At 58.9% G+C, this 14,167-nt stretch carries 12 protein-coding genes and 2 tRNA genes; 2 read left to right on the forward strand and 12 right to left on the reverse strand.

Annotated features, from left to right (window positions below; translation table 11 throughout):
* Positions 1-36 precede the first annotated feature (36 nt).
* From CXQ94_RS12520 to CXQ94_RS12535, 4 genes are read right to left on the reverse strand one after another with little or no spacing between them, the layout of a single operon-like run.
* Positions 37-1,758, reverse strand: a complete 1,722-nt coding sequence (locus CXQ94_RS12520; protein WP_104090692.1) for a TniQ family protein — start codon at positions 1,756-1,758, stop codon at positions 37-39.
* Entirely contained in the window at positions 1,739-2,809 is a 1,071-nt protein-coding gene (locus CXQ94_RS12525; RefSeq protein WP_104090694.1) for a TniB family NTP-binding protein, read from the reverse strand. Before CXQ94_RS12525 ends, CXQ94_RS12520 begins: the two co-directional genes overlap by 20 nt.
* Positions 2,806-4,830: a DDE-type integrase/transposase/recombinase gene (locus CXQ94_RS12530; protein WP_104090698.1), complete on the reverse strand. Its 2,025-nt coding sequence runs from the start codon at positions 4,828-4,830 to the stop codon at positions 2,806-2,808. Before CXQ94_RS12530 ends, CXQ94_RS12525 begins: the two co-directional genes overlap by 4 nt.
* Positions 4,814-5,572 (reverse strand): TnsA-like heteromeric transposase endonuclease subunit, encoded by a 759-nt coding sequence (locus CXQ94_RS12535; protein ID WP_104090703.1) that lies wholly within the window; start codon positions 5,570-5,572, stop codon positions 4,814-4,816. The genes CXQ94_RS12530 and CXQ94_RS12535 overlap by 17 nt, the downstream gene beginning before the upstream one ends.
* 496 nt (positions 5,573-6,068) lie before the next feature.
* Between CXQ94_RS12535 and CXQ94_RS12540 the strand changes: the two genes are divergently transcribed.
* The gene (locus tag CXQ94_RS12540) at positions 6,069-6,620 is read left to right on the forward strand and encodes a flavin reductase family protein (protein ID WP_104091082.1); all 552 of its coding nucleotides are present in this window, start codon (positions 6,069-6,071) and stop codon (positions 6,618-6,620) included.
* Positions 6,621-6,648: 28 nt separating this feature from the next.
* Here CXQ94_RS12540 and CXQ94_RS12545 read toward each other — a convergent pair whose 3' ends face one another.
* Both CXQ94_RS12545 and CXQ94_RS12550 read right to left on the reverse strand, forming a co-directional pair.
* A complete protein-coding gene (locus CXQ94_RS12545; RefSeq protein ID WP_306418900.1) occupies positions 6,649-7,338 on the reverse strand; it encodes a rhomboid family intramembrane serine protease in 690 nt (229 codons plus the stop codon).
* 278 nt (positions 7,339-7,616) lie between these two features.
* Complete coding sequence (locus CXQ94_RS12550) at positions 7,617-8,159, reverse strand: peptidylprolyl isomerase (protein WP_104090709.1); 543 nt, start codon at positions 8,157-8,159, stop codon at positions 7,617-7,619.
* Between the two features lie 140 nt (positions 8,160-8,299).
* Between CXQ94_RS12550 and CXQ94_RS12555 the strand changes: the two genes are divergently transcribed.
* Entirely contained in the window at positions 8,300-9,262 is a 963-nt protein-coding gene (locus tag CXQ94_RS12555) for a hypothetical protein (protein ID WP_181034201.1), read from the forward strand.
* A 177-nt stretch (positions 9,263-9,439) separates the two neighbouring features.
* On the opposite strand, the gene CXQ94_RS12560 is transcribed toward CXQ94_RS12555, so the two are convergent.
* From CXQ94_RS12560 to gyrA, 6 genes are all read right to left on the reverse strand, one after another.
* Positions 9,440-10,339 (reverse strand): DMT family transporter, encoded by a 900-nt coding sequence (locus tag CXQ94_RS12560; protein WP_104090711.1) that lies wholly within the window; start codon positions 10,337-10,339, stop codon positions 9,440-9,442.
* Between the two features lie 98 nt (positions 10,340-10,437).
* Positions 10,438-10,513, reverse strand: a tRNA-Ala gene (locus tag CXQ94_RS12565).
* 25 nt (positions 10,514-10,538) lie between these two features.
* Positions 10,539-10,658, reverse strand: a complete 120-nt coding sequence (locus CXQ94_RS22900) for a DLW-39 family protein (protein WP_219817045.1) — start codon at positions 10,656-10,658, stop codon at positions 10,539-10,541.
* Between the two features lie 37 nt (positions 10,659-10,695).
* Positions 10,696-10,769 (reverse strand) — tRNA-Ile (locus CXQ94_RS12570).
* Between the two features lie 112 nt (positions 10,770-10,881).
* Positions 10,882-11,448, reverse strand: coding sequence for a DUF3566 domain-containing protein (locus CXQ94_RS12575; RefSeq protein ID WP_104090714.1), 567 nt, complete (start codon positions 11,446-11,448; stop codon positions 10,882-10,884).
* Positions 11,445-14,111, reverse strand: coding sequence for a DNA gyrase subunit A (gene gyrA / locus CXQ94_RS12580; protein WP_104090717.1), 2,667 nt, complete (start codon positions 14,109-14,111; stop codon positions 11,445-11,447). The genes CXQ94_RS12575 and gyrA overlap by 4 nt, the downstream gene beginning before the upstream one ends.
* Between the last annotated feature and the right edge of the window lie 56 nt (positions 14,112-14,167).

The raw sequence follows: 14,167 nt of genomic DNA on the forward strand, positions 1-14,167 counted from the left end.
TCCACGGCCGAAGCTTCACACGTGGCCATCACGACCTTATTGATCGACGGTGGGAATGTGTGGGTGCCAGGTGACGGGTTCGGCGATGCCATGGGCCCGGAGTATGTCTTTGGCGAGGATATTGAAGTGGTGGTGGACGGTTCGTCGGTAGTCCTGGTCGGTCCGCCACATCTGGGTTTCTATGGTGCTTACGGTCAGTCGGCTGTAAAGTGCCGGGACGAACCTTATGTCGCCGCCGGTATACATAGCCCAGAAACGGTATGTCAGGGCGGGCAGGTCAGCGCTGGTGCCCAGGGCGTCGAGCCAGTACTGGGTGATGGTTTCCAACAGTTGTTCAGGGTTGGCTAGTTCTTTGCGGCGGCGGCCGTAGTCAATGACCTCGGGGTCGGTGGTGTCGAGGGATTCCAGGAAGGGTTTGAGTCGGTGGATCTGGCGGCTGATTTCACCGACGAGGTTGTTCTTCCTGGTGTGTCCACTGAGTAGGTGGTGGTCCTTGTACTGGATCCCGAGCCGGGCGGCTGCTTTGGCCCAATCGCAGCGGTGGATGGCCCTGACCAGGGCGACGGAGATGGCTATTTTGGCCGGGCTATCGTGCTTGCTGGCCGGGCCGGCCAACGCGCTGGTCCAGATCACGGCAGGGAGGTAGCGTTCGTGGAAGTCGATGCGCGGGAGCATTGCTTCCCGGTTCCACACCTCCCACGGACCACCCTGTGTGTCCTGGCCGCCGCCCTTGAAGATGGTGTGGCCGGAGACTGGGGCCCGGTCGTTATCGAGTTGGAGCCAACCTCCCAGAAGCGTGGGTACGGTCAGGCTGATGCGTGTCTTCCTGTTGGTGGCAGCCAGTTCTATTTGTGCCTCTCGTTGGGTGGCCGCCAGAAGAATCCTTGATGCCTCCATCACCGCTCGAGGTGTTTGTGGGGTCGCACGATAACCTGATTTGTGTGCGGTGAGGCCGTTTCCGTGGGTGATCAGCCCCAGGAAGAGGGCGCAGGCGTCGCGTGGTGTGACGACGGTGCCGCACACCGGGATCCCCTGGGCCCCGACCAGGGCAGCATCAAGAACCTCTTTCAGGTGAGCCTGAGCGAAGAGCCTCTCCTGGGTTGCGTCGGCAGTGGGTTCTGCCCGTCGTAGGTCGAAGCCGCAAAGCCTGGTCTTGGCAGCGTCGTCCTCGGGGGTGGGTGCGTTGGTTTTGCTGCATTGCCATCCTGGTCCGTTGGCCCAAAGCCAGTCTGTGCCGTGGAACGGGCGGCATTGGCAGCGCGGGCACAGCTTTTCCAGGCGAACGCCGTGCTCGGGGCAGTAGGTGTAGAGCGGGTTGAGCCAGTCGGTAAGCCACCGGCCATCGTACTTGCGCAAGCACAGTGGGCAGTAGGAACTGCCGGCAAGGCCGGTGATGATCGTTTTGGTCGTTTCCGCGCTGAATCGTTGCAGGGCCGGTAGTTGCCATGTAGCGGCCATCCGTTCCAAGTCCCCCACCCGGCACCCACTCAACAACGACACCTTGGCGGCGAAGTGATGGGCAGCATTGTGAATGGTCCGGTAGTTCTGGCGTCGGATCGGCAGCCCCAACAGGTGAACCATGGTCTTGGTATCGACCCGGTAGATTCGTCCCATCGCCCGCAACCAGCTCGGCAACGTTTCCCCTGGCACCGGCCTGGGTCGCATCGGCCACACGGATTCACCTGCCGAATCCGCCAGGGTCGCAGACTGATCCAGCAAGGTCAGTGATGGTCCGTCGTTAGAGGAGGGCGTAAGCATTGCTGGCGGCACTATCTGTCACGGCCATAGACAGGATCTTCGCCGAAATGGTTTCCTCACCCGTGGCGATGGCCAGATGCGCACACCGCTCCACCAGCGAGGCGAGGGAGGCGATATGGCCCTGGGTGCGTTCAAAGATCAGAGAAGCATGATCAACAAGCATCCCATCCCTGGGCGAGGCCAAAACCAGGCTTCCCTCCAATAACTGCAGCAGGGCCGTCCACGCCTGGGCACCCGCACTGGTCTTCAACGTGAAGGGTTGGATCGGGCACACCGTGGTGCGCCGTGCCGTCTGGGTCAAGGCAGCGGACTCGCCATAGAGTCCCTCGCTGAAGAAGCTCTTCTCCGCCAACCCCACCCCGGTGTAGATGAAAGTGACCGGCAGTTCGTTGGCCAACCACTTCAGGTGGTTGCTGATCTCCGTCCCGGAACGGTGATTGAAATCCACAAAATGCAGATCATCAACAATGATCACGGCCGTTTCACAACTCACCACCATCTCCACCGCCAACGACGCCAACTTCGAAGCCGTCACCCTGTTCAAGGCCGGATGGCCGTAAAACTCAACGATGCGAGAATTCAGCGCCTTCAACGTGGTGTTGGCCGTCAAGGACACAAAGACCACCGGGATCCGCTGATTCCCACCAGCCGTTCTCGCCCCGTACCGGCGGATCTGGGCCCGATGGAAGTCCTTCCCGTAGCTGGCAGCGATCGTTGTCTTGCCCAGCCCGGGCGGTGAATCAATCGCAACCCCACCCTTGAGCCGGTCCCCATCACGCCGGTTCGACGCCATCACCTGATCTATCAAGGAAAACGCGTGTTCGAGCTGCTGGGTCCTCACCGTGGGGATATTGGAATTCCACACCATCCGGCACTCGTTGTAGTCCTCCAACGCCTCAGCATCCAAAGCCTTCAGCGCCGGCATAGCCAACCTGGCAAGCGGGTCACGTTTCTGGGCCTCAACAAAAGCAAACCAACCAGCCTTGCTGCCCAACCGATACGGGTGGGACCCATTGCGCTGCAACCACTGAATCCACTGGTTCTCGCTCATTCGAAGACCTCCAGCTCCGCATCCGGATTGTTCTCGTAATACTCGGCAAACACGTCAAAGACCCGGCTGTTACGTTCCTCCACCCGCCGCTCCTTCGGGGTTCGCTTTGGCTGACTGTCGGCCTCCGCGGGCCCTTCACCGGGCACCGGCGCTGCAGGATCCGGGGCAGCCGCAGGTTTTGACTTGCTCTCCAGACCAGGATGTTTCTTCGCAGTGAGCCGCTTGGAAAGGTTCCGCTCACTGCGTGAGAGGATCTCCTTCGATCGCCACTTCTCCAACAGCTCATAGACAGCCTGTTCCGGGTTCACATGCCGGTTCTCCCTGCGGGCCACCTCCCGGGCATAGTCGGCAGCTTTCTGGGAAAACGGGGCGTCCAGCATCGGCGCATGTTCCCAATCCAGGCGGTGCCAGAGGTGTTCATCGGGATCCTTGAAATACACGTACCTCACATCATGGGTGTCATAGAAGAACGGCCATTTCCCGGCATTGGCCCCGCGTTCCTTCGACCTCACATTCCTATACTTGTTCAACACCACCCCGTCATAGCGCTGGCCCTTGATCTCGACCCCGTAGTGCTGGATCGTGCGCCAATGAACAGCCAGGAAATCAAAGACAAGATCCTCCGAGGCCGGCAACCTCAAATGCCCCGTCTTGGCCAACCCGGCCTCAAACATTTCCACCGGCGACAGCTCAATGCCCGGCACCTCCGGGATGCACAGACCGGAATGGGCACTGCGGTGATAGACCGTCGTGACCCACTCGCGGATCATGTCCTCCAGCTCGGTCACATAGTAGACGGCCTTGTTCTCCACATTGTCGCCCCGTGAATACACATCCGGGCCCTTGTAGCCGGGCAGATGCTCCAGGAACGACTGCCGCAACGTCCTAAAAAACCGCTCGACCTCTGGTTTGTCCGTTGGCTTGTGCGGTGTTGCCGGCTGAATATTGATCCCGATCCGGGCGCAAGCACCACGAACATGGTCCGAGAGGTAGACCTTGCCATGATCAACCACGATCGTCCCCGGAACAGCCCCCAACGGGGCCCGGTCATCCCCGGTACCGATGACCAGGTTGTGCGGGACCCCGTGATACGGGAACCCATCGGCGTCGTCCTCCGGTGGGGCCACCGCCTGATACAGCACATCGGCAATATCCCGGGCATCCGTTGAAATCGGCGCCAACCGCAACCCCACAATGCACCGGCTATACAAATCAATGGCCACCGTCAGCTCAACTGAAACCCACCGGCCAGTACCCTCCTCCAACGCGAAAACATCCAACGGCGTTGAATCCATCAACACATACTCACCCGGATACTGCGCCCTCAACCGCCCATACATCCCCTGCGGCCGCTCAGCAATCGACCGGCGCGCCTTCCCCTGCCCAAAAGCCTGCCTGCCCTTCGCCAACTCATCCACACGCGCATAGGCCACTGTTTTACCGGGTATTGGCACCGCTCCGGGCCCGAACTCTTCGTCCAACAGGCGCTGAACGCGGCCAAGGACAGCCCTCTTCGTGGGTGTTGACTCGTAGACCAGTTCCGCCAGGACAGTCAAGCAGGCTTTATCCCATCGCGGATCAACCCGGGATTCGTACTTGCGGCTGGCCGCACTATCAATCAGGCCAGGCAAGCCGGCGCTGCGGTAGTCTGCAATCTTGCGGCGCATGGTCCGCACACTGACGCCCTGCCGCTCTGCAGCCTGGCGGACGAGCTCACTCTGTGTGGTGCCCTCAGCCGGATCGACGTCCAAAATTCCCAAGAGTTCCCGCTCCAGGGAGTGCAATTGTTTTAGTTTCGTAGGGCTCAGCCGGGAGAGGGCCACGGAAATTGGATCACTTTCAGGTGTGCGACCAGTCTTGGCTTCACCAATGTGGGCTCGCGCGACAATGGCCGCACCGACTCTTCGCAGTGACTTTCCATTGGAAATCAGGATCGATGAGCCCGTAATCTCCTGAACAGTCCACATCTCGGCATCGAGCCAAACCGCCGAACCGACAATGACTTCAAACGTTGTTGACATCGAGTTCTCCATACCCGAGAAAAAGGATGGTGCCGTCAGTCAGTGGCGATTCCATGTCGAAAGCCAGCACTCCGCGCCACAGAAGGTGCAGCAAGGCAGTGCGAACGCGGTACTCGTTTCCACAGCGACCCTTGAAGGCAACGACAGTTTCTCCCACTGAACGACCATCGACGAAGTCAACCAGGAGCGTTGTTAGCTCACCAGTGTTGACCAAAGGGTGACGGCGAGCTGCACCCAGGAACTTCGTATTGCGAAGAAGAGCAGGTGAAGCACCGAACCACACGTCGTAGTTCCAGCCACGGGCCGCGCAAACATCGCTTGTCCACTGGAAGACTGCAGCCGTGTCAGGGTCCTCCAGGCGACGCACCGGTTTCACGTCCACGACCCGAATCAAGCCGGAAGTCGAGCGGAGCATGATGTCAGGAACGTGCCGCCGGTCGCGCCCAGCACACCTACCAGTCATTTCAAATGGCTGCGTAGCAATCCACTCAACAGCGGGATCGAAGTCCTTTAGCCACAGGCAATCCAGTTCAAGAAGACTTTCATAGATCAAGAACGACTTGGTTGTCGCTGCCCAAAACAAGCCGGGGTAGTTCCTCTGACCCTTATAAGTTGGTGGCTTCCGCACGGGCAACCCGTGGAGCACAGCATCCGCATCAGCCTCACTGAAGCGCGTACTTACCTCGCCCCTGTCGATGCAGAGGTAACGCAAAGAAACGTTCTGACCCTGGATTCCGGCCATGCCACCAGTATGCGACTGGTGACACGAAACCCGAAATGGTGACACGCCGGTGACACGAAACCCGGAAAAGTGACACGTAGCTCCGGAACCTACAAAGGCGCCTCGTTCAAAATCTTTGTTCACACGTTATCCCCAAAGTTGTCCACATTGTGGGTATCTTTCCACATGCTGTGTCGAACTTATCCACCCCTCTTGACAACTTGTTCGAACTATCCACAGGCAGTCTTCGAAGGTGGGCCTTCATGCAGTTGTTCACAAAGTTATCCACAGAAGTGGATAACTTTTGCCGCGATCAGGCTTAAACGACACAAATCTGCCGTCCTAAAGTAATCCACAGCTGTGGAATTACATGTGTGTAACTTATGCCCAATGTGCATATCGTTGTGGACAAAGCTGTGTACGACGAATTTAAAACTACTAGAACTACAGCCCTGTAAGTTATGCCCACATGTGGATAGTCCTGTGGACAACGGTGGATACGTGCGACGATGAGGGCATGGAAACCAACGATTCCCTTGAATCACACGTTCTTTCCCCACAGGCCCCCACCGAGAATGACATTGATGAATACCGTAGATTAAGCGCCGAACAGGCGGCTGGTGTAGGGATCATTAGCACGGTGTGGCAGGGCCGGGACTATGCCGCCACTGTGAGCGCATTTCTTTCAGTCTCCTACGACCCTCCGACACTCTTGGTGAGCCTCTACGCAGAGTCCAGGATCGCTCAGGCGGTAGCGAATGCTGGCAGGTGGGCGCTGACCCTGCTCGCGGCGGATCAACAGCGGCAGGCCAACTGGCTGGCAAGTCCGGGCACACCACTGGAGGGGCTGCTGAGTCAGATTCCTTTTAGGCGCGGGCCAGCAACGGCTAGTGCCGTAGTAGATGGTGGCTTGGCCTATTTTGAGGTGGAAACCACCAATGTCCACGAGGAAGCCACACACTTGATCGTCGTGGGCAAGGTTCTGAGTATGGGCGACGGGGCTCGTTGTCACCCGGAGCTATCTCCCTTGGTGCACTATGCCGGGGACTACCGGAAAATTAGGCCGTAACGTTCACGGCCACGTCAGCACTCAGCGTTCAGCCGAGTACAAAGGTGGGAAAAGTGGAGACCTTGTAGAGGGTCAGGCCAACGAGAAGCAGTACGACGGCGCCCATTCCGCCCCATTGGAAGAGGTTCCGCTTGTTCTTGAAAGAGGCTGGAACATAGGCGATGGCCAGCGCACACAGGGCACCGCCAATCAGTCCGCCGAGGTGCGCCTGCCAGGCAATGTTGGGAATGATGAAGCCAAGGGCCGCATTGATCACCAACAGAACCACAATCTGGCGAACGTCGCCGCCACGTTTCTTCTGGACGACGAACAACGCCCCAAAGAGGCCAAAGACCGCGCCCGAGGCGCCCACCACCGCTGTGTCTATGGGGGAGATGAGCAGGACACCCACAGAGCCGGCAAAGGCGCTAATGAGGTAGATGGCGGTAAACCTGAGGCGGCCAAAGGCGGGTTCGAGAGCGCTGCCAAGTATCCACAGCGCATACATGTTGAAGGCGATGTGCAAGATATCCGTGGAGTGCAGAAATGCTGAGGTGATCATGCGCCAGGGTTCCGACACGGTCAGGAACGGGGCATACGCAAACGTCTGGAAGATAAAGCCGTTGGGGATCGCCCAGTCCAGGGCAAACATGACAACGCAAATGGCCATCATCGTGATGGTGACTACGGGGCGGCCAGTCCGGACGGCTCCACCAAAGATGGTCCGCCGTGACGGCATGGCCCGTGCCGTTTCTTTGACACAATCCACACATTGAATTCCGACTGCCGCGCTGCGCTGGCACTCAGGGCACGTGGGCCGGCCGCAACGCTGACAACTCACGTAGGAGACTCTGTCAGGGTGGCGCGGGCAGACGGGCGCGCTGACAGGGGCGTTGGCGCTGGGGAAGTCAGAACTCATGGATTAAATCCTAGTAGTAAGTGAAAAGTCTCGGCAGTCCCGACCAAGAGTGGTGGGGACTGCCGAGACCCTATGTCCAAGCCAGAATAAGGCAGGGTTTAGAGCTGCTCCACCGTGACGGAGTTGATGGTGACGTCTTCGCGGGGCTTGTCGCCCGGGCCCGTTGAAACGGCCTGGATGGCTTCAACAACTGCCTGAGAGGCGGGATCAGTCACATCACCGAAGATGGTGTGCTTGCCCTGGAGCCAGCTGGTGTTCACGGTGGTGATGAAGAACTGTGAACCGTTGGTTCCACGGCCGCCCTGGAGGCCTGCATTGGCCATGGCGAACTTGTAGGGATCGTTGAAGTTCAGTTCCGGGTGGATTTCATCGTCGAACTGGAAGCCGGGGCCACCCGTTCCGCGACCCAAGGGATCGCCACCTTGGATCATGAAGTCTTTGATGATGCGGTGGAAGATGGTGCCGTTGTACAACGGTGCCGTGGTCTTCTCGCCGGTGGCCGGGTGGGTCCATTCGATCTCACCGGTGGCCAAGCCAACGAAGTTGGCTACGGTCTTGGGCGCGTGGTTACCAAAGAGGTTAACCTCGATGTCGCCAAGGCTTGTGCTGATAGTTGCTTTTGCGGTTGGGATAGCAGTCATGGCGACATTCTGCCACGCCCAACTGACAAATTTCTCGCAGTCCGCACAGATTCCGCGCCGGGCGAACTGGCAAGGATGGCCGTCTCCCAGACTAAGGACGTAGGCTGAGCAAGGAAGACGCCAACATGTGGAGGATGAACGTGAAGAAAGTAGACCGCTTTACCCATGGCCTGGAAGAGTCCCTGAGCACAGGAGTAGACAACGCTCTTGAGTGGGCCACTCCCCGTGTAGAAAGCGCCGTGGAGTGGACAACCCCACGCGTGGAAGCAGCTTGGGGCTGGGCAGCACCACGGATTGAAAAGGGCTTTGAAAGTGCCTCTCCGGTAGTCCAGGACAGCATTCGCAAGGCGGCCCAGTTCACCGCCGACGGCGTCGCAGCCGTTACCCCGAAGATTCAGGAAGGATTGGAAAAGTTGGCTCCAAGAATTTCCGACGCCGTTGACGAGGCCACCCCGCGCGTTCAGGAGGCCCTAGACAAGGCAGCCCCCGCCATCACGAACGCCAAGGACAAGATGGTAGAGGAATACATCCCGCGGTTCTCGGCAAAACTGGGCGACGCTGCCCAGGCCGTTGGCACTGCGCTGGAAAATTCACGGGCTGCCGATCAAGTTGACGTTGTGGTTGCCAAAATTACCGGCAACAAAAAGGCCCTGGCCAAGGCCCAGAAGGCCGCGTCTGCTGCCGCCAAAAAGGCAGCGGCGGATCTCAAGCGCAGCCAGAAGAAAGGCGGCAAGGGCTGGATCGTGGTTGGCGTCGTCGTTGCGGCGTCAGCTGCGGGCGTGGCCGTGTGGAAAGCTTCAAAGCCGGTCGCTGATCCGTGGAAAACACCCTCGCCTGTGGCCCCGGCCCCGCAAGCCTCTACTCAGGCTCCCACGCCCGACGCCGTTGCGCAGGATGCCGGCGATCTTGCGGACACTGTGAAAAGCACTGTGGAGGACATTGCGGCCCCTGTGAAGGAAGCCGCCAAGCATGTGCAAGAAAAGGCCGCTGAGGCCGTCGCTGAGGCCGAGGATGCTGTGAAGGATGCCGCAACCGAGGTCAAGGACGCCGTGGTCGACGCCGCTCATGATGCCAAGCCGAAGCCGAAGGACCCCAACAAGTAGATTGTTGGGTCGCAAGGCCAAGGAGACGACTGTGGGGCCCGGATCAAACGATCCGGGCCCCACAGTCGTTGGTGGCCATCTGGAACCCTCAGTGGCTCACCACGCTAGCAGTTGGGAGTCTTCACTCCCGGTAGCGAACCGGTGGGCCCACGCTTGCCAGGTTCCCAGGAAATCGGCCTAGCCATTACCTGGGCCGGCAACCGGGGACTTCGTTGCCTTGAATCCGCCCCGTCCCTGATGCATGATCACCACGGCCAGACCAGCCATGATCATGGCCAAACCAACATAAGTCCCCGAGGGAAGTTGTTCGCCCAGGAAAATCGCTGCGAGCACGGCGGCACCAGGAATTTCGAGCAGGATCATCATCGAGACCACAAGGGGGGAGATGGTGGCAAGCAAGTAATTGAAGATGGTGTGCCCAAAGATCTGGGCGGCCACGGTGACACCCACAATTCCCCACCAAGCCTGCGGAGGCAGGTTCAATAGCTCCTGTCCAAAGATCAAGCACATGGCGAGCAAGATGATCGAGGCGAAGCTGTAGCAAAGACTGGAGTACAGGGTCGTGGACATGCTTTTGCGGGCCTTGGAACCTGCCAGGGTATATATGGCGGCAAGAGCGCCGCCGGCAAGGGCCAGTGCATCACCAAGCAACGCCTCGGGGGAGACCCCCATGTCAAAGCCCGTAATGACCACGACGCCGAGCAGGGCCACGCTGAGCCCCAACATGATGGTCCTGTGTGGACGACGCCCGCGGAACCATTGAAACAAGGCTATCCATGCGGCCTGGAGGCAGACCAGGGCGGTGGCCGCAGCTACGCTCGTCAGCTTCACGGAGGTGACGAAACATGCGAAGTGCAGGGCAAGCGCTGTGGCAGCAATGGCGGAGTACTTCAGTTCCGTCCGGGTGAGGTTTTTCAGAGCCGCCCGGTTGGAGATCAGCACGGGCGTGCCCATCACTAGGGCACCCAGTGCGTTGCGCCAAAACGCGATAGTGAGTGCGGAAGCGGCCGTCGCGGCCATGATGGGCCCGGACGCCGAGACACCGAGGATGCCTACTACGGCCAGGAGAATTATCACTGTTCAACATTAAGTGATGCGCTCATGGGCAAAAGAATTTTGCGGGCCATCTCACTTAAAGAACTTCACCCCAGTCCGATGGACTGGGGTGATTCCTATGGTGGAGGCACGGGGACTCGAACCCCGAACCCCCTGCTTGCAAAGCAGGTGCGCTACCAATTGCGCCATGCCCCCATAGGGTGGTTCAGTATTTCCAAAGCTAGTTGACGGTATCCGTCGCCTTGCTCCAGCTTGCCTTCGCAAGTTTGGATTCGCGGAGTTTCTTATTCAAGAATACTGCGGCACCGAGAGCTGCGATCAAGATCAACAACTTCTTCACTACACACCTTACCTTCGATAAGAACCCTGCGGTTCCGTGGGCGCACCAGGACTTGAACCTGGGACCTCTTCGTTATCAGCGAAGCGCTCTAACCGCCTGAGCTATGCGCCCTCATCAACCCTCATCGGGCCGAGACAAAACTTTACCCCACACCATCCCCAAGAAACAAATCGGCGGGTCCATTAGCTGATTGAACCCGCCAATTCGCGGAATTTTCCTGGTTTTAGTCGTCGGTAAGTGTCACACCGATGCCGCCAACCAGGGTGGCGGAGATGTTGTAAAGCACTGCAGAGAGCATTGACAGTGTGGTCAAAAGCACAACATTGACGACGGCGATGATGGTTGCGTAAGACGCAACCTGTCCCAGCGAAGCGAAGCTCATGATGTCGAAGGCAGCCCCGCCTTCGGTACCTTGAATGTCCGTCATGAGCGAGTTGATCTTGTCGAACAAACCGATGACATCCAGCACGGACCACAGCACGATCGAGGCGACCACGGTGATGATGCCCAGTGCGACGGAGAGCAGGAAAGCCATTTTCAGGACGGACCACGGTTCGACCTTGCTCACCAGCAGGCGGGCACGGCGAGCCTTGGCCTTCGGAGCCGGCTTAACCAGCGGCGGACGGGCCGGAGCCGGCCGCTTTGCTGCCGCTGACGTGCTCGGGGCGGGTCGCTTCGCCGTGGGGGGCACCGAAGAGCTTGGTGAGGCTCCTGGACGCTGGGGTGGACGAGCCGGGGCACTTACCCTAGGGGCGGTACCAGGCCGCGGATTTGGGTTGTTCGTGCTCAATCGGTACCTCCATTTGTTGCGTCAGGGTCGCTTAACGGTACTTCATCAAGCTGAACGTTAGCTTCAAGCTCATTGGCCGCAGGCATTTTTTCACCTGTGGAGGCCTCCGTAATCTCGTCACTTTCGTCAAGTTCGTCGTCTTGCTCCAGGCCGCGTTCGCTGTTCCGCGCCACCTCGATAATGCGGTCATTCTTGTCCGGCTTGGCAAAGATGACACCCATAGTATCCCGGCCCTTGGCGGGAACTTCGGAGACGTTGGAGCGCACAATCTTGCCGCCACTCATGACAACCAGAACCTCGTCGTCTTCTTGCACGATCAAGGCTCCCACCAGGTCACCGCGGTCCTCGACGAGCTTGGCCACCTTGATGCCCAAACCGCCTCGGCCCTGCAGGCGGTACTCATCAACCGCCGTGCGCTTGGCATAGCCGCCCTCGGTCACGATGAACACGTAGGAGTTCTCGGTGACCACCGCGGCGGCCAGCAACTCGTCATAGTCGCGGAACTTCATACCGGTTACACCCGAGGTGGCACGGCCCATGGGACGCAACGCGTCATTGGTTGCCGTGAATCGGATGGACTGTCCCTTGCGGGAGACAAGCAGCAGGTCGTCGGTTTCGGACACGAGCTGCGCGGAGACCAGTTCGTCACCGTCACGGAGGTTGATGGCGATAACGCCGGCGGAGCGGTTGGTGTCGTAGTCCTCCAGGCGGGTCTTCTTCACCAAACCATTTTTAGTCGCCAGGACCAGGAACGGAGACTGCTGGTAGTCCTTGAGTTCCATGACCTGGGCAATTTTCTCGTCCGGCTGGAACGCCAGCAGGTTTGCCACGTGCTGGCCCTTGGCGTCGCGGCCGGCCTCGGCCAGCTCGTACGCCTTGGCCCGGTAGACCCGGCCCAGGTTCGTAAAGAACAGCAACCAGTGGTGTGTTGTGGTCACAAAGAAGTGCTCGACGACGTCGTCGCCGCGCAGCTGGGCGCCCTTGATACCCTTGCCACCGCGGCGTTGTGTTCGGTAGTTGTCGCTGCGGGTGCGCTTGACGTAGCCGCCGCGGGTGATGGTGACAACCATTTCCTCTTCAGGAATGAGGTCTTCCATGCTCATGTTGGGGTCATAGCCCATCATGATTTCGGTGCGTCGGTCATCACCAAAACGAGTCGTGATTTCAGCTAGTTCATCGCTGACAATTCCTCGCTGAACTTCAGGATCGGCCAAGATTCGGTTGAACTCGGTGATCATGCCCTCGAGCACGTTGTGGCGGTCAGTGATCTTTTGGTGTTCCAAGGCAGCCAAACGGCGCAGCTGCATGTCCAAAATGGCCTTGGCCTGGATTTCATCGATGTCCAGCAACTGGATCAAACCATCGCGGGCTTCCTCGGTGGTGGAGGAGCGTCGGATCAAGGCGATGACTTCATCAAGGGCATCCAGTGCCTTCAACAGGGCACGCTGGATGTGAGCTTCTTCTTCTGCCTTGCGCAGACGGAACCTTGTGCGGCGGACAATAACGTCCATCTGGTGGGTTACCCAGTGGCGAATAAACGCATCCAGTGGCAGCGTACGCGGCACACCATCGACGATGGCCAGCATGTTGGCGCTGAAGTTTTCCTGCAACTGTGTGTGCTTGTACAGGTTGTTCAGAACAACCTTTGCAACGGCGTCGCGCTTGAGTACGACGACGAGGCGCTGGCCTGTGCGCCCCGAGGTCTCATCACGAAGGTCGGCAATCCCGGAAATCTTGCCGTCCTTGACGAGTTCGGCAATCTTGATGGCCAGGTTGTCAGGATTCGCTTGGAACGGCAGTTCGGTCACAACCAGGCAGGTGCGTCCCTGGATTTCCTCGACATTGACCACGGCGCGCATGGTGATGGAGCCGCGGCCCGTGCGGTACGCGTCCTCGATGCCCTTGCGTCCCAGGATCTGCGCACCGGTGGGGAAGTCCGGTCCCTTGATGCGTTCTATCAGAGCTTCAAGAAGTTCTTCGCGCCCCACCGTGGGGTTCGCCAAATACCACTGCACACCCTCGGCAACTTCGCGCAGATTGTGCGGGGGAATGTTGGTGGCCATGCCCACGGCAATTCCGGAGGAACCATTGACCAAAAGGTTCGGGAACCGTGAGGGCAAAATGGTGGGCTCTTGGTTCTTGCCGTCATAGTTGTCCTGGAAATCGACAGTCTCCTCGTCGATATCCCGGACCATCTCCATGGCAAGCGGTGACATTTTAGTTTCGGTATAACGCGGTGCTGCCGCGCCGTCGTTGCCCGGTGAACCAAAGTTGCCCTGCCCTAGGGCCAGCGGGTAGCGCATGGTCCAGTCCTGGATCAAACGCACCAAGGCATCGTAGATGGAACTGTCGCCGTGAGGGTGGTACTGGCCCATGACTTCACCGACAACACGGGCGCACTTATTGAATGAGCGCTCGGGGCGGTATCCGCCATCAAACATGGCGTACAGCACACGGCGGTGCACTGGCTTGAGTCCATCACGAACGTCAGGCAAAGCGCGGCCCACAATGACAGCCATGGCGTAGTCAAGGTAGGAGCGCTTCATCTCCTCTTGGAGATCGATTTGCTCTACTTTGTCGTGCAGGAGATTTCCTTCAAGAACTTCTTCTCCCGTGGCTTCCACGGTGGGTTCTGAGGGATTTTGAGGTGTTTCGTCGCTCATAATCTTGTATATTCCATTCGCAATATATGTCCGGTTGGCTCTATAACTAGTCGGCT

Source organism: Arthrobacter sp. GMC3 (genome assembly GCF_002929305.1).
GTDB lineage: Bacteria > Actinomycetota > Actinomycetes > Actinomycetales > Micrococcaceae > Specibacter.